The 16,664-nt window shown below is 59.3% G+C and carries 16 protein-coding genes; 2 read left to right on the top strand and 14 right to left on the bottom strand.

Annotated elements, in window-relative coordinates:
* Positions 1-3: 3 nt before the first annotated feature.
* Positions 4-531: a ribosome maturation factor RimP gene (locus ACFSYH_RS11325; protein ID WP_377467063.1), complete on the bottom strand. Its 528-nt coding sequence runs from the start codon at positions 529-531 to the stop codon at positions 4-6.
* Between the two features lie 173 nt (positions 532-704).
* Here ACFSYH_RS11325 and ACFSYH_RS11320 point away from each other — a divergent pair, with 173 nt between their 5' ends.
* Positions 705-1,817 (top strand): DUF4439 domain-containing protein, encoded by a 1,113-nt coding sequence (locus tag ACFSYH_RS11320; protein ID WP_377467062.1) that lies wholly within the window; start codon positions 705-707, stop codon positions 1,815-1,817.
* A 154-nt stretch (positions 1,818-1,971) separates the two neighbouring features.
* Here ACFSYH_RS11320 and ACFSYH_RS11315 read toward each other — a convergent pair whose 3' ends face one another.
* The 11 genes from ACFSYH_RS11315 to rpsB form a co-directional block, all read right to left on the bottom strand.
* Positions 1,972-3,753 carry a proline--tRNA ligase gene (locus tag ACFSYH_RS11315; RefSeq protein ID WP_377467061.1) on the bottom strand — a complete coding sequence of 594 codons (1,782 nt, stop codon included), beginning with the start codon at positions 3,751-3,753 and terminating at the stop codon, positions 1,972-1,974.
* 157 nt (positions 3,754-3,910) lie between these two features.
* Positions 3,911-4,816, bottom strand: coding sequence for a GNAT family N-acetyltransferase (locus ACFSYH_RS11310; protein WP_377467060.1), 906 nt, complete (start codon positions 4,814-4,816; stop codon positions 3,911-3,913).
* A 5-nt stretch (positions 4,817-4,821) separates the two neighbouring features.
* Positions 4,822-5,949 (bottom strand): flavodoxin-dependent (E)-4-hydroxy-3-methylbut-2-enyl-diphosphate synthase, encoded by a 1,128-nt coding sequence (gene ispG / locus ACFSYH_RS11305; protein ID WP_377467195.1) that lies wholly within the window; start codon positions 5,947-5,949, stop codon positions 4,822-4,824.
* A 123-nt stretch (positions 5,950-6,072) separates the two neighbouring features.
* Positions 6,073-7,389, bottom strand: a complete 1,317-nt coding sequence (locus tag ACFSYH_RS11300; RefSeq protein WP_377467059.1) for a M50 family metallopeptidase — start codon at positions 7,387-7,389, stop codon at positions 6,073-6,075.
* Between the two features lie 81 nt (positions 7,390-7,470).
* On the bottom strand, positions 7,471-8,646 hold the full coding sequence (gene dxr, locus ACFSYH_RS11295; protein ID WP_377467058.1) for a 1-deoxy-D-xylulose-5-phosphate reductoisomerase: 1,176 nt from the start codon (positions 8,644-8,646) through the stop codon (positions 7,471-7,473).
* On the bottom strand, positions 8,636-9,181 hold the full coding sequence (locus tag ACFSYH_RS11290) for a DivIVA domain-containing protein (protein ID WP_377467057.1): 546 nt from the start codon (positions 9,179-9,181) through the stop codon (positions 8,636-8,638). The genes dxr and ACFSYH_RS11290 overlap by 11 nt, the downstream gene beginning before the upstream one ends.
* A 75-nt stretch (positions 9,182-9,256) precedes the next feature.
* Complete coding sequence (locus ACFSYH_RS11285) at positions 9,257-10,117, bottom strand: phosphatidate cytidylyltransferase (protein WP_377467056.1); 861 nt, start codon at positions 10,115-10,117, stop codon at positions 9,257-9,259.
* On the bottom strand, positions 10,117-10,671 hold the full coding sequence (frr, locus tag ACFSYH_RS11280; protein ID WP_377467055.1) for a ribosome recycling factor: 555 nt from the start codon (positions 10,669-10,671) through the stop codon (positions 10,117-10,119). Before frr ends, ACFSYH_RS11285 begins: the two co-directional genes overlap by 1 nt.
* A gap of 63 nt (positions 10,672-10,734) precedes the next feature.
* Positions 10,735-11,499, bottom strand: a complete 765-nt coding sequence (gene pyrH / locus ACFSYH_RS11275; protein ID WP_377467054.1) for a UMP kinase — start codon at positions 11,497-11,499, stop codon at positions 10,735-10,737.
* A gap of 199 nt (positions 11,500-11,698) precedes the next feature.
* Positions 11,699-12,544 carry a translation elongation factor Ts gene (gene tsf, locus ACFSYH_RS11270; protein ID WP_377467053.1) on the bottom strand — a complete coding sequence of 282 codons (846 nt, stop codon included), beginning with the start codon at positions 12,542-12,544 and terminating at the stop codon, positions 11,699-11,701.
* Positions 12,545-12,629: 85 nt separating this feature from the next.
* Positions 12,630-13,445, bottom strand: a complete 816-nt coding sequence (gene rpsB, locus ACFSYH_RS11265) for a 30S ribosomal protein S2 (RefSeq protein ID WP_377467052.1) — start codon at positions 13,443-13,445, stop codon at positions 12,630-12,632.
* Between the two features lie 379 nt (positions 13,446-13,824).
* Between rpsB and ACFSYH_RS11260 the strand changes: the two genes are divergently transcribed.
* Positions 13,825-14,427, top strand: coding sequence for a M23 family metallopeptidase (locus ACFSYH_RS11260; RefSeq protein ID WP_377467051.1), 603 nt, complete (start codon positions 13,825-13,827; stop codon positions 14,425-14,427).
* Positions 14,428-14,593: 166 nt separating this feature from the next.
* Here the strand turns inward: ACFSYH_RS11260 and ACFSYH_RS11255 are convergent, their stop codons facing one another.
* Together ACFSYH_RS11255 and ACFSYH_RS11250 are read right to left on the bottom strand one after the other, a co-directional pair.
* Positions 14,594-15,517: a FliA/WhiG family RNA polymerase sigma factor gene (locus tag ACFSYH_RS11255; protein ID WP_377467050.1), complete on the bottom strand. Its 924-nt coding sequence runs from the start codon at positions 15,515-15,517 to the stop codon at positions 14,594-14,596.
* A gap of 52 nt (positions 15,518-15,569) precedes the next feature.
* Positions 15,570-16,451 (bottom strand): tyrosine recombinase XerC, encoded by an 882-nt coding sequence (locus ACFSYH_RS11250; RefSeq protein WP_377467049.1) that lies wholly within the window; start codon positions 16,449-16,451, stop codon positions 15,570-15,572.
* Between the last annotated feature and the right edge of the window lie 213 nt (positions 16,452-16,664).

Raw genomic sequence — 16,664 nt, 5'->3', positions numbered from 1 at the left:
TATTTACTCCTTTGCCCCGGTGTCGGCGTCGCCGTCATGAAAATCTTCAAGTTCAGAGTCCGCAACCTGCTCGGCGCGTTTGAGTTCAACCTCGACCTTTGCCTTGCGGATATCGTCAAGTGAGATGGTACCGACCTCTTCGAACTCCACCGTGCTGTCGGATACAGCGAGCAGCCGCTGTGTGAAGTCTTTGCCCTCAGTTCGCTTGACCGCTATCAGTCGCCCAATCGCGCGAGCAAAGTGGCGCTGCGTTGTCAGTGGGCGGTTGGTGCCCGGCGAGGACACCTCGAGGGTGTAGGCGTCACGTAGCGCCGGAACTTCATCGAGAGCATCTGAAATGGCGCGCGATGCCACAGCCACCTCATCGAGCGTTACTGCGGGAGCAGTGACGTCAAGGGCATCGACGGTTACGCGAACGATCGTGGTTTTCCCTGAGGCCTGAACCTTGACCTCTTCAAGGTATAGGCCAACTTGTTCGACTACCGGTTGCAGCACAGCCTCTAGGTCCTCTGGTGTGAGTGGCGTTGTCACTTTCTCTCCTGTCGACGTCGCACGCGAACCGGGCAGAAAACTAACCGGTATGAACTTGTTCTTAAACTAAGATTACCGAGAAGGTTGAGTTTTGCTCATTCAATTTGAGAGTCACCGTCAACACACTTTGCGCGCACGGTTAGCGTATTTGATTCAGGGAGCCGGTAAAACACATGGCACAGTACCGCCACGAGCACGTTGCTGCTGCGGAATATCGCCCATTGCCGGGTGCGGCGGGAACAGAACGGGTGAGCGGCAGTGCACACCGGTTCGTGACCACTATCACGGCGGGCATGCTCGTGTTCTTGCTGGCTGCCTGTGGGATTCGTCTTGAGACCACACCTCCGTCAGAGCCGATCCCTGACGAGAACGAAATCACTCGGCAGGCGATTGTCAACGACCTCGCTCTGATCCAACAGCATGCTGCCCTCAGCGCCGCCGACGTCTCGGACGAGGCGCTGAGCGAATTGCTCTCCTCAATCGAACAGGTCGCGATGGCTCGCCAGGATGCGCTGGGAGGAACGTATGTCTCTGGGCTTCCAGATGCCGGCGATCCAACGGCCAGCGCACAGGACACTGATGCATCATTGCCAATCGTCACGGAGGCTGATCCTGCGTCGACCGCAGCGCGCCTGATCGAATCGGCGGCACGGGTTCGTTCTTCGCTGGACATTGCTGAAGACCCACACCTGGCTCGTGCCGTGGCGGCCCTTGGCATCTCACATGCGCTTGAGGCTCAACAGTTGATGAAACTGGCCGAGGTGGAGATAGCGGACCCTGAAGCCCTCTTGCCTGGTGAGTGGACGACTTCCGAACCGGTGTTGAGCGATGAACAGTTCGTTGCGCTCGTAGTGGCCGAGGACTACGCCGGATACGTCTACGAGGTGTCTGCGGCGATGAGGGAGCCGAAATCCCGTACCCGCCTGTTGTCTTACGCCAAACTGCACCGCGATCAGGCTCAGTTGCTTGCCGAGATGGCAGGTGTCTCCCAGACTGCCAACGATCCGCGGCGTATCGCCTACGCCCTTCCTTTTCAGTTGAGTGCCGAGGAACCGGTGGCGACTAATAAGGAGATCGCCACCATCACGCAATCTGTGGAAAAGGATCTTGCCGCCGACTACCTCACGCTGGTTGCCTCGGTGGCTCCCGCCGACCGGGCTCTGCTCTATGATGCGGCCCTCGCCTCCGCACGCCGTGCACAGACCCTTGGCGCTTCCTTCGATGAGCTCTTTCCACTGATCACAGGTGGCGACGCAATCCACGCCCTGCAGTCAGACAGCGAGTAGGGCTCCCGCTTCACGACGAGTCGGCGACTCTCAGCCCGTCTGCGGTCCCAGCGCAGGGGCTCCTCTGTCACAACCGTCTCGTCGCTTGTCCATCTATAGCGCGCAGCAGAAAAGGGAGGGCGGACGCCCTCCCTTTTCACGTAATCGGTGAGGATTACTCAGCGAGTTTCGCTGCAACGGCCGCGGTGATCGTGTCCACGGCATCGTCAAAAGCGACCTGCTGCGATTCGCCCACACGCTCGCGGAACTCGATCACACCATCTGCAAGGCCACGGCCGACAACCGCGATGAACGGCACGCCGTACAGTTCAGCGTCCTTGAACTTCACGCCTGGGGAAACCTTTGGACGGTCGTCGTAGATGACCTCGACACCGCGCGCAGAAAGGCCCTGACCAAGTTTCTCGGCGGCCTCGAACACGGCCTCGTCCTTACCGGTCGCAACGATGTGCACATGCGCTGGTGCAACGTGTGCTGGCCATGCAAGGCCCTTGTCATCGTGATTGGCCTCGGCAAGCGCTGCCATCACGCGCGAGACACCGATGCCATACGATCCCATGGTGACCACGGCCTGCTTACCGGACTCGTCGAGCACCTTGAGTCCCAGTGCCTCCGCGTACTTGCGTCCGAGCTGGAAGATGTGACCGATCTCGATGCCGCGAGCGAGTTCGAGCGGGCCGGAACCATCCGGTGCTGGATCACCCGCAAGCACCTGGGCAGCCTCGATCGTGGCGTCCGCAACGAAGTCACGACCCATAACCAGGTCGATCACGTGTTGCCCGTCCGCATTGGCACCGGTCACCCAGCGGGTACCCGACACGACGCGTGGGTCTACGAGGTACCGGATCGCAGTGTCATCACCGGTGTTCGTCCGTCCGAGAACCTGTGGACCGATGTAGCCCTTCACCAAGACCTTGTTCTTGGCGAAGTCACCATCCCCAGCAGGTTCGACCTCGCGTGGTGCAAGGGAGGCTTCAAGGCGCTTCATGTCAACGTCGCGATCTCCCGGCACGCCGATGACAAGGAGTTCACGGTTGCCCTCAGGGTCACTCGCGACGACGACAACGTTCTTGAGGGTGTCCCCCGCGTTCCATTCGCGGCCATCCTCGCGTGGGAAGTGAGCGTTGAGATGTGCAACGAGTTCTTCAATCGTGCCGGTGTTCGGAGTGTCCACCACACGCGCTGCTGGGGCATCCGAGAAGTCGACTGACTCAGGCACCGCTGTCACAACCGCCTCAACGTTTGCCGCGTATCCGCTTGGCGCACGAACGAACGTGTCCTCACCGATCGCGGTTGGGGTCAAGAACTCCTCGGAACGTGAACCACCCATAGCGCCCGAGGTCGCCGCAACGATGACGTATTCGAGGCCGAGACGTGTGAAGATCCGCTCATATGCGTCACGTTGCCTCTGGTATGACTCATTCAGGCCCTCATCGGTCAGATCGAACGAGTAGGCGTCCTTCATGATGAACTCGCGGCCACGGATCAACCCTGCACGAGGACGCGCCTCATCCCGGTACTTGGTCTGAATCTGATACAGCGTCAGTGGCAGATCCTTGTACGAGGAGTAAAGGTCCTTGACCAGGAGGGTGAACATCTCCTCATGCGTGGGGGCAAGAAGATAGTCAGCTTCCTTGCGGTCCTGCAACCGGAACAGATTCGGGCCATATTCTGTCCACCGGTTCGTTGCCTCATAGGGTTCACGTGGCAAAAGTGCTGGGAAGTGCACCCGCTGCGCACCGGCAGCGTCCATCTCTTCGCGGACCACCCGCTCAACCTTGTCAAGGACACGCAAGCCAAGCGGCAGCCAGGTGTAGACACCGGGTGCGGCACGGCGAATGTAGCCGGCGCGCACAAGTAGCTTGTGGCTGGCCACTTCAGCATCTGCTGGGTCCTCGCGAAGGGAGCGGACAAACAGGTTAGACAGGCGTAAAAGCATAGATCTAAGGTTAATACGGTTTTGTGGGTGTCCACGCACTTAATCGCTCACGCGGCCAAGCGGGTTTGTCACAGACTCGCCGATCCTACGGCCCCAGCGTTCTGGAGGCTCCAGGCAGGACTGCAAGCCCGCAAGGCATCACGCATCCGCATTGGCGTTAGAAGAGCACGGTCGCGTATTCGCCAACCTGCTCGAATCCAACCTTCCGGTACACCGAGATCGCACGACGGTTGTAGTCATTGACGTACAGCGACACGGTTGGTGCAATGGTGCTCAGTCCGTGCTCCACGACCGTGGCCACCGCAGGGGCCGCAAGACCCCGCCCTCGATATTCGGGGCTCACCCAGACCCCTTGAACCTGAGCGACATCGGGCGTGACAGCCCCGAAATCCGCCTTGAAGATCACCTCGTCACTGCGACCACTCCTGGTTTCAAGGGTTGAGGCGTAGCGCAGCAACGACCGGTTATCTGCAATCAACTCGCGTACCCGCATCGAGTATTGCGCCGAACCGAACGACAGCGGCGAAACGCCGACTTCCTCAATGAACATGTGTACGCTCGCAGGCAAGAGCGCATCGAAATCGTTCCAGCGGGCCACCTTGACGTCCGGGTCCGGCTCAATGAGCGGGGTTGAGGCAATCGCCATCGACGGCTGTGATGCCCTGATCTCTCGAGGGCTCTTCCACGAGCCCTCCAGGTTCCGCCATAGCGCCAGTGCCAAGTCCGAAGGCCCGACGATGGACGAGGAACGTTTGTTCGACGAGGCGGCCATAGCGGCAAACGAGATAAGCGCCTCGGACCTCAGTTCGGGATCGGGATCGGGAATGATCGGGATGAGGTTGGCGCCCATCCAACACACGGCCTGCACCGGCCCCTTGGCGGGGAACCCCCACAACTCCCCCATATCGACGCCGTGCACCAACCCTGAGTTGATGTGCGTGATCGCAAGGATATAGGACACAGGGTCTTGTTGGGCGATACGCAGGGCAACTGGCCATTCGTCCTTTGCGAGCACGCGCGCATCACACTGTGGCGTACGTCGGGCAGAGACGAAAATACTCATGGGCTCTAGCCTACGGTAACAACAGGGCTATCCCCGGTCTTCTCCATCGAGTCCGCAATGCGCATGGCTTCCATGATGAGGGTTTCCACGATCTCTGATTCCGGTACAGTCTTGATGACCTCACCCTTCACGAAGATCTGGCCCTTGCCGTTGCCTGAGGCCACGCCCAGGTCAGCTTCACGGGCCTCACCTGGTCCGTTGACAACGCAGCCCATGACGGCGACACGCAGCGGAACCGGCAGTCCTTCGAGACCAGCAGTGACTCGCTCAGCAAGGGTATATACGTCAACCTGTGCGCGGCCACACGATGGGCATGAGACGATCTCGAGTTTGCGTGGCTTGAGGTTCAACGACTGGAGAATCTGGTTTCCAACCTTGACCTCCTCGACCGGAGGGGCCGACAACGAGACGCGAATCGTGTCACCGATACCGCGAGACAGCAGAGCGCCGAATGCGGTCGCAGATTTGATTGTTCCCTGGAAAGCGGGGCCAGCCTCGGTCACGCCAAGGTGCAGCGGCCAGTCACCGCGTTCCGAAAGCAGTTCGTAGGCACGCACCATGACGACCGGGTCGTTGTGCTTGACCGAAATCTTGAAGTCGTGGAAGCCGTGCTCCTCGAACAGCGAGGCCTCCCACACAGCCGATTCAACGAGCGCCTCTGGGGTGGCCTTGCCGTATTTCTTCAGCAGGCGCGGGTCCAGGGATCCAGCGTTGACTCCGATTCGGATCGAGACACCGGCGTCCGCAGCAGCCTGAGCGATCTGCTTCACCTGGTCATCAAACTTGCGGATGTTTCCAGGGTTCACGCGCACGGCCGCACAGCCGGCATCGATTGCCGCATAGACGTACTTCGGTTGAAAGTGAATGTCCGCGATAACCGGGATCTGCGATTTCTTCGCGATTGCGGGAAGCGCTGCCGCGTCGTCCGCGCTGGGGACGGCAACACGCACGATGTCACATCCAGCCGCGGTGAGCTCGGCAATCTGTTGCAGGGTTGCGTTGATGTCCGTTGTGGCTGTCGTGGTCATCGACTGAACTGAGATCGGCGCATCGCCACCGACCGCGACCTTGCCAACCTGGATTTTGCGGGTCTTTCGACGCGGTGCAAGAGTTGGTGCTGGGGCAGACGGCATACCGAGGTTAATTGGAACACTCACCCCACTATTATCCACCTTTTTACAGGTGGAAACGAATAACGCGGGCCAGATCACGCGCAGTGCCACCAATTCCACACATGGGCTTCACACCATGCTTGGTTAGCCGAACAACCTGATCGGATTGACTATGTCTGCGTAGATGAGCAGCAGCCCCATCCCGGTCAGGACGAAGAACATGACGTATGCAACCGGGAGCAGCCGTGCGGTATCGGCCGGCCCGGTATTGCCCCGTCCGCGCACACGCGCAACCTGACGGCGGGCACCCTCATAAAGGGCACTCGCAATATGTCCCCCGTCAAGCGGAGGCAGCGGGATCATGTTGAAGGCAAACAGCGCAAGGTTCAACGAAGCCACGAGCAATGCGAGCGAGGCCGCAGTCTCCGCGACCTCTGAGCCTGTGTCCTGTGAAGCCAGCTCCCCAGCGAAACGTCCGATGCCCACAAGTCCGACAACGGAGTTCGGGTCTCGTTCCGCCGTACCGAACGCGGCCTGCGCAACATCCGCGAGCCGCTGCGGCAACCGCACGATGATCTGCCCGGTCATCTTGAGTTGCTGGCCAAAGTACTCAATCGAATCAGTCAGGGGAACAGGTCTGCGTTCAACGAGCGATCCCATTCCCATAAAGCCCTTGTCCGCAAGCACCATCTCACCTGCAGCGTCTGTCACCAACATACCCATATCGTCGTAAATCGGGCGCTTTTCAACGATTGGGGTGGCCTGCGTGGTCAGCGTTTCGCTGCCGCGTACGAACGTGATGGCGACCGTACGGTCGCCAGATTGTCCGATGAGCTGCGTAAGCTGCTCCCACGAGGTGATCTCGTGGCCGTCCCACTGCGTAATTGTGTCGCCGGGCAGCAGCCCTGCCGCAGCGGCGGGCGCCGGGGTGGAGTCATCCGCACACGTGGCATCCGCAGGTGCGGTGGCAGGTAGGACACACTGCGAGACGCTACCCAACGTAGAAGTGGGCTGCTGAATACCGAATGTCGTGAAAATAGCGACGAAGAGTACAAACGCGATCACCAGGTTGACGAATGGACCGCCGAACATCACCACAAGTTTCTTGGGTGTGGACAGGTTGTAGAAGGCTCGATGTTCCTCGCCCGGAAGGATCTCCTCGGCACTCGCGTCACGTGCGGACTGCACGAACTCGGCCAGGCGCCCCTTCCTCTGGTCCCGGCGTGGATCGCCTGGCGCGTACATACCGACCAGCCGGACATATCCGCCCAGCGGAATCGCCTTGATGCCGTACTCGGTCTCTCCACGTTTGAACGACCACAGGGTCGGCCCGAAACCGACCATGTACTGCGGGACCCGCACACCGAACTTCTTGGCAGGCACAAGGTGGCCCAGCTCGTGCAGGCCGATGGAGAGTAAGACCCCGACAAAGATGATCAGGACCCCGACGAGATACGCCATATCACTTCCTCAAAAGTATCGCCACAATCAGCGAATCAAGTCTGCCGCATGAACCTGAACGAATACCAAGAAACCTCACGCCTATATGGCGTCAATGATTTCGTGGGCGCGACGTCGCGCCCACAACTCAACCTCAAGCACATCGTCAAGCATGACCTCACCGCCCACCGCTGCGTGATCTTCAAGCACGCGCCGCACAGTGGAGACGATGTCAAGGTATCCGATCCGGCCCGCAAGAAACGCATCGACGCATTCCTCATTGGCCGCGTTGAACACTGCTGGGTGGGTTGCGGAGGCCTGTACGGCTTCACGCGCCAAGTCGACTGCTGGGAACACCGCGCTGTCCAACGGCAGAAACTCCCAGGCGTGTGACTGCGTCCAGTCGACTGAGACAGAGCCGTTCTCAATACGTTCGGGCCAGCTCAGGCCCAAAGCGATCGGCAGGCGCATGTCAGGAGGCGACGCCTGGGCGATCGTGCTTCCGTCGATGAACTCGACCATCGAGTGGATGACCGACTGTGGGTGTACGACAACCGTGATGTCCTGCACCGGAACATCGAACAACAGGTGGGCTTCGATGAGTTCTAGCGCCTTGTTGACCAGGGTCGATGAGTTGATCGTGACCATCGGCCCCATGTTCCACGTCGGATGTGCAAGCGCCTGTTCCGGCGTCACCTGAGTCAGTTGCTCGGAAGTACAGCCCCGAAAAGGCCCTCCCGATGCGGTCAGAATGAACTTCGTGACCTCACTACGCCGACCACCGCGCAAGGACTGGGCCATCGCCGAATGCTCCGAGTCCACTGGAACGATCTGATCGGGACGCTGCATCGCCTGCTTGACCAACTGTCCGCCGACAACTAGGGACTCCTTGTTCGCGAGGGCCAGAGTCGCACCACTCTCAAGCGCGGCCAGAGTCGGCTTCAGCCCGACCGAACCGGTGATACCGTTCAAGACAGTGTCGCTCGGGATACCTGCCAACTGCGTCGAGGCCTCCGGACCAGCGAGGACTTGGGCCTTGCTTCCGGCAGCCGTCAGCTTCTCCTGGAGGAGGCCGGCGCGGCCTGCATCGGCGACGCCAACAACAGGAACGTTGAAACTGGTTGCCTGACGCACGAGAAGGTCGAGGTCTCCTCCCCCAGCGCTTAACCCTGCCACCTCGAACCGGTCAGGATGACGCCCCATGACATCAAGCGCCTGCGTACCGATCGAACCGGTAGAGCCGAGAACGACCACCCGGTCACGGGAGTCATTCGACACCAAGCAGCACCTCAATTGCGCGAGCCATGAAGGCGTCGACTGATGCTTCCTCGTACGCGTTCTTACCGCGTGCCGCACCGAACGTGATAGCGCGGAGTTCCGATGCCGTCACACGCAACTTACCGTCAAAGAACTTCACCAGGTTCGCACACAGGTTATCGACTTCCTCAATCGAGTAACCACTGCCTTTCGGGTGCGCGAAGCGTTCACCGCGTGGACGCCCAAGACGTGGATAGAGGGTCTGTGCCCGTTCATTGAGGGTTGCGCTCCAGGCCTCTGGACCCCGCTGAGTCAAAATCAACTGCTTCTCACGAGCCACGAAGGCGTTCTCAAGCCTGTTGAGCGCTGCATCCACCTGATCCGTGTCATAGCCCTTGCGGATTACGTCGAACACGCACGTGTGGATGTCACGGTGGGTCAACGGCTCACTGGCCACGCCCTCGTAGACTTCGCGTGCGTGTTGGAAGAAATCATCGACCTCGTCAATGTCGTAACCTTTTTTCATTCCCGACACGGTGTCAAACATCCCAGCCATGCAACTACCTTCCTTGGCGTTTAAAACTCGCGCTTGAGCGTCTCTTTATCCTATGCGCACCCTACCTGAGGGTGTCTATACCGGTAGACCACTTGCCGATGAGAACATCAGGTACACGAACGGGGCAGTGAGCAGCAGTGAGTCCAGACGATCCAGGACCCCGCCATGTCCGGGCAGCAGCGTACCCATGTCCTTGAGCCCGAGATCGCGTTTGATCAGTGACTCGGCCAGGTCACCGACCGTTGCCGTGATCGGGGTGATCAGACCAAGGATCACGCCAACGACTGGATTCATGTGCAGAAAGAACGTGGCTCCGATGACTCCCACAAGCATGGTCAAAGCGAACGATCCCGCGAGACCCTCCCATGACTTCTTGGGGCTGATCGTCGGGGCAAGTGGGTGTCTGCCGAACTTCACACCCGCGAAGAAGCCGCCCGTATCATTGGCGACCGCGAGCAGAATGAAGATCGCAACCTGAATTGGACCGTCATCGGCCGCGAGCATCAGCATCACGAACCCGCCCATGAGTGGAAGGTAGGCTGCTGCGAAAAGCCCCGCGGCACTGTCACGGACAGCCTCGATACCGCCACCGTCGATCACACGCCACACCACCACCGCGCCGACGGTCAGCGCAAAGGAGACCATCAAAGCCTCGGGCCCAGAGATATAGGTGGAAATCAGTATCCCGGCGGTGCCGACCATGACCGGCAGCAACGGAATCCTGATATCGCGCACGGAGAATGCCTTACCCAACTCATATAGGCCCAGGCAGACCGCGATGACGGCGAGTCCAACAAACAGTTCCTTGCGGTAGAACAGCGAGGAGGCGACCGCAGCAAGCAATACGACTGCCACTGTGATCGCTACCGGCAGGTTCCTACCCGTACGGGTTGCCCGCGAGGCAACCACCTCGGACGCTGCGTCCGGCTGACTCATCAGACTTCGAGGAGTTCTGCTTCTTTACCAGCAAGCAGCGCGTCAATGGCTTCAACGTGGCGCTTGGTCAGAGCCTCAAGCTCCTTCTCGGCACGAGCACCCTCGTCCTCACCATATTCGCCATCCTTGACGGCCTTGTCGATCTGGTCCTTTGCCTTGCGGCGTACGGAGCGGATCGATACGCGGCCGTCCTCGCCCTTGGTCTTGGCAAGTTTCACGTAGTCACGGCGGCGTTCTTCAGTGAGTGCCGGCATGACGATACGGATGGCCACACCGTCGTTCGACGGGTTCACTCCCAAGTCCGATTCGCGCAGCGCCTTTTCGATGACGGTCATAGCGGACTTGTCGAATGGGTTGATCAAAACCGTGCGAGCATCCGGGATGTTGAACGATGCCAGTTGCTGGAGCGGAGTCGGGGCACCGTAATAGTCCACCATGATCTTGGAGAACATGCCGGAGTTCGCACGTCCCGTGCGGATTCCAGCGAATTCCTCCTTGGCGACCTCGACCGCGCGTTCCATCTTTTCTTCGGCTTCGAGAAGGATCTCGTCCATTGTTAACTCCTTGAGTTTGTGCACCCTACCGGGCACGTTGAGATTGGGAAACTAGATACCAGCCTAGTCGGCGGTGACGGCGGTACCAATTTCTTCGCCGACGAGTGCGCGGGTCACGTTGCCCTCCTCGTCCATGCCGAAGACGCGCATGGTCAGGTTATTGTCACGGCCGAGACTCATCGCAGCGGCGTCCATGACACCAAGGCCCTGAACGAGCGCGTCGGTGAACGAGACCTCGTCCATGAGTTCTGCGTCTGGGTTGGTTCGCGGATCGGATGTGTACACGCCGTCCACCCCGTTCTTGCCCATGAGAACCTCTTCGCAACCGGTCTCGAGTGCACGCTGCACGGCAACCGTGTCAGTGGAGAAGTAGGGCATTCCGGCGCCAGCACCAAAAATCACCACGCGCCCCTTTTCAAGGTGGCGGATGGCACGCAGCGGAATGTACGGCTCTGCAACCTGACCCATCGTGATGGCAGTTTGAACGCGGGTGGAGACACCAGCCTGTTCGAGAAAGTCCTGAAGGGCCAGGCAGTTCATGACGGTTCCGAGCATACCCATATAGTCGGCGCGCGCACGGTCCAGTCCTTGCTGCGAAAGCTCGGCACCGCGGAAGAAATTACCACCACCAACCACGATTGCCACTTGAACGCCCTGCGCCACTGCAGCGGCGATCTCCGCGGCAACGCGACGCACGACATCGGAGGCAAGTCCGATCTGTCCACCACCAAAAGCCTCACCCGAGAGCTTGAGCAGAACACGGCGCGCAGTGCGCGGCGTTGTTGTCGCCTCGGACGCAACTGTGGAACTGGTTTCGGTACTGGACATGGAACTACTCCGGTTCTACTCAAATAAAGCACTTGGTACGCCAAGTACGACACTACTCTTATTCCCACGTCAGTACCGAGATTCGACCTGTTGCGTGAGTCGCCGTGGCCCTAAGGGTCAAGGGGCGGAAATTCGGCTATGTGCATCAAATGCCCGGTCCCCACGAGTTGCGGGACCGGGCATTTGACGTTGCCTGGATTCAGGCGCCTACGCGGAAGCGGACGAAGCTCTTGAGCTCACCCTTGGCGTCAGCGATAACCTGACCGACCTTCTTGGATGGGTCCTTTGCGAGAGGCTGCTCCACAAGAACAACTTCCTCGAAGAACTTGCCAAGACGGTTCTCAGCGATCTTTTCGATGATGTGCTCAGGCTTGTTAGCGCCTTCTGCACGAGCAGTGTCCTGGGCAATGCGACGCTCGTTGTCAACCTTCTCGGCTGGAACGTCTTCGCGGGAGAGGAACTCTGGGGACAGCGCAGCAACGTGCTGTGCAACGTCCTTGGCTACCGAAGCAGCGTTTGCGTCGGTGACAACGAAAACACCGATTGATGGTGGCAGGTCCTTTGCGGTGCGGTGCAGGTAAGCGGTCACGGCTGGGCCGGATACAACTGCAACACGGCGAAGAACGATCTTCTCGCCGAGGGTTGCTGCTTCTGCGTCGATGAGGTCCTTGAGACTCTGACCGTCCACCTCAGCGGCGAGTGCCTCTTCAGCAGACTGTGCACCGGAAGCGATAACTGCTGCGAGAACGGTCTCGCCGAGTTCGATGAACTTAGCGGCCTTTGCAACAAAGTCGGTTTCGCAGTTCAGTTCGATGAGGGTACCAACCTGGGCACCGTCAACGTCCTTGATGTCTGCGGCGATGAGGCCTTCGGAGGTTGCACGGTCTTCACGCTTCGCGACACCCTTGAGACCCTTAACGCGGATGATCTCGAGAGCCTTCTCCGAGTCACCGTTTGCCTCGTCAAGAGCCTTCTTGACGTCAAGCATTCCAGCACCAGTGCGCTCGCGAAGCGCCTTGATGTCAGCGGCAGTGTAGTTTGCCATTGTTTGTCCTTAAACTGTGGTGGCTTGTCAAGACTATTGGCGGCCGGTTTGACCGGCCGCCAATTTTTTAAGACTTCAGTGGGTCTTACTTAGCTTCTTCAGCAACTGGTGCTGCTTCTGCTGGAGCTGCTGCTTCTGCGCCGGTCTCGAGGAGCTCGCGCTCCCATTCTGCGAGTGGCTCAGCGTCAGCGGCACCGGTCTTGCCACCCTTGCTGCGAGCCACAAGGCCCTCTGCAGCAGCGTCGGCGATGACACGGGTCAGGAGCTGTACGGCGCGGATCGCGTCGTCGTTACCTGGGATTGGGAAGTCAACTACGTCTGGGTCACAGTTGGTGTCAAGGATTGCCACGACTGGCACGCCAAGTTTGCGTGCCTCGTCAACAGCAAGGTGTTCCTTGTTGGTGTCCACGATCCAGATTGCCGAAGGAACCTTCGCCATGTCTCGGATTCCGCCGAGGGTGCGTGCGAGCTTGTCCTTCTCGCGGCGCATGATGAGGAGTTCCTTCTTGGTGTAAACGGAACCTGCAACGTCGTCGAAGTCGATCTGCTCGAGTTCCTTGAGACGCTGGAGGCGCTTGTTCACGGTCGAGAAGTTGGTGAGCATACCACCCAGCCAGCGGTGGTTCACGTATGGCATTCCCACGCGTGCTGCCTGCTCTGCGACTGGTTCCTGAGCCTGCTTCTTGGTACCGACAAACAGGATCGAGCCACCGTGTGCAACGGTTTCCTTGACGAACTCGTATGCACGGTCGATGTACGAAAGCGACTTCTGGAGGTCAACGATGTAGATGCCGTTGCGCTCGGTGAGGATGAAGCGCTTCATCTTTGGGTTCCAGCGACGGGTCTGGTGTCCGAAGTGAACACCTGCGTCGAGGAGCTGGCGCATGGTTACTACTGCCATGGCGATTTCCTTTCGGTGCAACCGGGGATCCTCCCCTGCATTACACACATTCGGGCGACCGATTTGGTCGCGTTCTTTGGGTTGGCATCTCCCCTTTGGGGAGATCTCCACGCTCCACACGTCACAACCGCCGAGGCGGACCACTAGTGAACGTGAGTTCCCACTATGTCTGCAGTGGGACGCGAGCGCTTTTTGTCATCTGGGTGTACCTGCGGGTTTGATTCCGCGGACACGAGCACGCCCGTAGGCACACTTCTACCCTGATGGGGTTCAAGTCTACCGGATTCACATGTCTTACCACGAGCAGTTTGTGCACAGATTGGGCGTGATTCGGTACACATATTCCTGCGCCTACAGGCACATTGCATAGAGTGCGAGCATGGCAGTGGATGTGGGGCTTGCACCGAGATTTTTTGGATTGACGACGATCAGGCTGGTTGCCCTGTCGACGCACATTGCGTTGTCAGTCACCGCGGCGATCACGGCGCCGAGCGCCGTTCCTGCCGAGGCCCCTGCTCCCTCGGATCATGGAGCCGTGCAGTTACCAGTCTCCCTGGATATGTCCACCACCGATATAACCCGTCCGATACTGGTGGACATCGGGGTGATCATGCATGATTTTGAGCCACCAGCCCAGCGCTGGCTGAGCGGGCATCGTGGAATTGATTTCGCAGCGGACCCCGGCGACCCTGTATACGCGATTGCGGAGGGCACGGTGAGTTTTTCCGGAACCGTGGCTGGCAAGCCGGTTGTCAGCGTGAGCCGCGCCGATGGCACCCGCGTCACATATGAACCACTTGAATCTGATCTCGCGGTTGGCGCACCGGTCTTTGCCGGGGATCTGCTCGGCCACACCGCGGCCAAGAGCATGGCCCACTGTCAAGATCGGTGCATTCATGTGGGACATGTCGATGGTAGGGACTACCTAGACCCGTGGCGGCTCATGGGTGGGTGGGTGCAGATCGTACTTAAGCCGAATTGATTGTTCTACCTGAGTTGCCCAAGTCGGTGTAAGCAAGGGGCCTAGAACGCTACCGAGCCAAGACTGCCACAACGAGCCCTCATGGAGGCAGAGTTACAACACTTTTGGCTCGGCACCGAAATCGACAGTGTGAATCGAGGAGAAGGGAGGAAGCCGTTCTGCAACGCTAGACGTCTCGGCCTTCAGCGACTGCGAGACTCGTACGCAGGCGGACAAGGATGGAGGAGTGCATCTGCGAAACGCGGGACTCACTGACACCAAGCGCCCGACCGATTTCGGCGAGCGTGCTGCCCTTGAAATAGTAGAGCGAGATGACGATCTTCTCGCGCTCGTTGAGCAGATCGATGATCCGCCCGAGAATCTCACGCCCCTCCTGCTGATCGAACGCGAGAGCGGGATCAACGGTGGTTGCGCGCTGTACGGACTCGATTGCCGAGATCAGTTCAAGGCGTTCACCGGTGCCCACAACCTCGTCGAGTGCTACCAGATTGGTTGAGGACAACTGCCACTGGATTTGACGCAACTCTTTGTCTGAGATCTCGAGCCTGGATGCAAGCTCCTCATTGGTTGGGACGCGATGTTTCTCAGCTTCAATCTCAAGGTAAGCCCGGTCGTAGGCGCGAGCTTTCGCGCGAACTGAGCGTGGGATCCAGTCGAAGGCCCGCAGTTGGTCCAGGATCGCTCCCCTGATACGGGTCGATGCGTAGGTTTCAAACTTGATGTCGAGGCTCGGATCAAACTTATCGATTGCGTCAATGAGGCCAAACGTACCGTAGGACACGAGGTCGGCCGCCTCGACGGAACTGGGTAGTTTTGAACCGACCTTGTGCGCGATCAACGAGACAAGGGGCGCATAGAGCAGGATCAGTTCCTCACGCAGATGCACGCAGGCCGAGACCGCATAGCGCTCCCACATGAGGGCAACCGCACCCTGCGGCAAATGGCCGCCCACGATGTCCTGGTCAGAACACATATCGATGAGTCGACCATAGAGGTCTGAGCAGCCACAATCGGCCAGTGCACTGAGTGCACGATGGGAATTCGCGCCTGAAAGCAAGGACTTCAGGTCAAACGCGGGGGACGTTTCCACGATGTTCCTTTTTGTTGACGGGTTTGGCGGGGGTGATGGTGCTTTATGTTGGTTAGGCTCGAGGATGGGCAGTTAGGTATGCGTGTTTGAGACGTTCGACGGTGACGTGCGTGTAACGCTGCGTGGTCTGCAACGAGGAGTGCCCCAAAAGTTCTTGAACCGTACGCAGATCCGAACCGCCCTCAAGGAGGTGGGTTGCGGCGGTGTGGCGCACAGCGTGTGGTGCGAGGTCCGGAACATCTGCGGCGGCGGCGAGTCGATGCACGGTTTCTCGCAGTGATCGAACGTTCCAGCGACCTCCACGGGCACCTAGAAACAGTGCTTTGTCGGAGGAGGCGCTGGCCAGTTGAGGGCGCCCCTTGCTCAACCACATCGTGAGAGCATGAGTCGCGGGCTGCCCGAGCGGCACGACGCGTTCCTTGTTGCCCTTACCGATGACTCGTGCGCTACGCTGCGACAGATTGAGATCGTTCACATCAAGAGCGCAGACTTCAGAAACCCGCAATCCAGACGAGTACATCAGTTCAGTTGCGGCCCAGTCGCGCAGCGCAGGCGGCTCATCGGTTGCAGCGCTTAACTGCGCGTGATCAAGCAGCAGATTCGCCTGCGCGACAGAGAGCACCTCTGGCAACCTGCTCGATGGTGCGGGCGTACGAAGGCGTAGCGAGGGGTCAACCTCCACCAGATTGCGATCTGCTGCCCAGCCGTAGAACCCGCGAGCGGCGGCGCCCTTTCGCGCGATGGTCGCTTGGGAGCCATTGCGCTGGGAGAGATGGGCTAGCCAGGCTCTCAGATCTGTAAGAGTCGCTGATTGCCACTCGACATCTCGCTCGGCAAGGAACTCTAGGAGCGAGCGCACGTCAGCGGCGTAGGCACGGCACGTGTTCTGCGAGTATCCTCGACGAAGGCTCAAGTGTTTCACGAAGTCATCCATGACCAAATCCACTTGAACACCTCCCTTACAAGATATTCACATTCCTGCGTTCAAGCCGTGTGTGCGTTTTCTACCAGCACCGATGCGATCGGATTACCCTTCCAATCGGCAAGCCCATGCGCAACAGTCTCGACTATAGGGGAATTTCACCCCCTGCACCAGTCCCCATACCCCCGCTCCAGGCCAGGATTCACAGGTGAATGTCTCACATAT

This window comes from Populibacterium corticicola, assembly GCF_042683685.1.
Lineage (GTDB): Bacteria > Actinomycetota > Actinomycetes > Actinomycetales > Cellulomonadaceae > Timonella > Timonella corticicola.
The sequence above is the reverse complement of the archived record's forward strand: the minus strand, read 5'-3'. Positions and strand labels throughout refer to the sequence as shown.

Excerpts from the sequence above, each read along its gene's own strand:
- tsf (WP_377467053.1), bottom strand. The coding sequence starts at position 12,544 with ATGGCAAACTACACTGCCGCTGACATCAAGGCGCTTCGCGAGCGCACT.
- ACFSYH_RS11250 (WP_377467049.1), bottom strand. The coding sequence starts at position 16,451 with ATGGATGACTTCGTGAAACACTTGAGCCTTCGTCGAGGATACTCGCAG.
- ispG (WP_377467195.1), bottom strand. The coding sequence starts at position 5,949 with ATGCCGTCTGCCCCAGCACCAACTCTTGCACCGCGTCGAAAGACCCGC.
- pyrH (WP_377467054.1), bottom strand. The coding sequence starts at position 11,499 with ATGTCCAGTACCGAAACCAGTTCCACAGTTGCGTCCGAGGCGACAACA.
- ACFSYH_RS11320 (WP_377467062.1), top strand. The coding sequence starts at position 705 with ATGGCACAGTACCGCCACGAGCACGTTGCTGCTGCGGAATATCGCCCA.
- ACFSYH_RS11260 (WP_377467051.1), top strand. The coding sequence starts at position 13,825 with ATGGCAGTGGATGTGGGGCTTGCACCGAGATTTTTTGGATTGACGACG.
- ACFSYH_RS11290 (WP_377467057.1), bottom strand. The coding sequence starts at position 9,181 with ATGGCTGGGATGTTTGACACCGTGTCGGGAATGAAAAAAGGTTACGAC.
- rpsB (WP_377467052.1), bottom strand. The coding sequence starts at position 13,445 with ATGGCAGTAGTAACCATGCGCCAGCTCCTCGACGCAGGTGTTCACTTC.
- ACFSYH_RS11300 (WP_377467059.1), bottom strand. The coding sequence starts at position 7,389 with ATGGCGTATCTCGTCGGGGTCCTGATCATCTTTGTCGGGGTCTTACTC.
- ACFSYH_RS11285 (WP_377467056.1), bottom strand. The coding sequence starts at position 10,117 with ATGAGTCAGCCGGACGCAGCGTCCGAGGTGGTTGCCTCGCGGGCAACC.
- ACFSYH_RS11315 (WP_377467061.1), bottom strand. The coding sequence starts at position 3,753 with ATGCTTTTACGCCTGTCTAACCTGTTTGTCCGCTCCCTTCGCGAGGAC.
- ACFSYH_RS11310 (WP_377467060.1), bottom strand. The coding sequence starts at position 4,816 with ATGAGTATTTTCGTCTCTGCCCGACGTACGCCACAGTGTGATGCGCGC.
- frr (WP_377467055.1), bottom strand. The coding sequence starts at position 10,671 with ATGGACGAGATCCTTCTCGAAGCCGAAGAAAAGATGGAACGCGCGGTC.